Below are 855 nucleotides of genomic sequence, written 5' to 3'. Positions count from 1 at the left end.
CGACTCGGCCCGCACCTGATTCGTATTCCTCACCACTCGACCATCGGGGCGCAGGCAGGTCCTCCTGCACCCATCTGCCAACGGACCTTCCGGAGACACAACGACATGTTCAAGCAAAAAGCCGCCCTGACCGCCGTCGCCTGCGCGCTCGCCTTCGGCACCGCCGCCGCCCATGCAGCCGACAAGCCGCTGAAATCGATCGGCGTCACGGTCGGCTCGCTCGGCAACCCGTACTTCGTCACGATCGTGAAAGGCGCCGAGGCGCGCGCGAAACAGCTCAACCCGAACGCGAAGGTCACCGCGGTCTCGGCCGACTACGACCTGAACAAGCAGTTCACGCAAATCGACAACTTCATCTCCGCGCACGTCGACATGATCCTGCTGAACGCGACCGATCCGAAGGCGATCGAGCCGGCGGTAAAGAAGGCGCAGGCGGCGGGCATCACGGTCGTCGCGGTGGACGTCGCGGCCGCCGGCGCGAACGCGACCGTGCAGACCAACAACGTGAAGGCCGGCGAGCTGGCATGCGACTACCTTGCGAAGAAACTCAACGGCAAGGGTAACGTGATCATCGAGAACGGCCCGCAGGTGTCGGCCGTGATCGATCGCGTGAACGGCTGCAAGACTGTGCTCGCGAAGAACCCGGGCATCAAGCTGCTGTCGAGCGACCAGGACGGCAAGGGCTCGCGCGAGGGCGGGATGAACACGATGCAGGGCTACCTGACGCGCTTTCCGAAGCTCGACGGCGTGTTCACGATCAACGACCCGCAGGCGATCGGCAGCGATCTCGCGGCGAAGCAGCTGAACCGCCCGAACATCGTGATCACGTCGGTCGACGGCGCGCCCGACATCGAG

General features: G+C 64.9%; 1 protein-coding gene. It reads left to right on the top strand.

The genetic code is table 11. The features are described from left to right. Nucleotides 1-105: 105 nt before the first annotated feature. Nucleotides 106-855 (top strand): substrate-binding domain-containing protein (locus tag U4012_RS35585; protein ID WP_321804557.1); only part of this gene is annotated, 750 nt, incomplete at its 3' end.

Source organism: Burkholderia sp. BCC1988, assembly GCF_905339895.1.
Taxonomy (GTDB): domain Bacteria; phylum Pseudomonadota; class Gammaproteobacteria; order Burkholderiales; family Burkholderiaceae; genus Burkholderia.
Note: the sequence above shows the minus strand (reverse complement) of the source record. Positions and strands in the feature narration are given on the sequence as shown.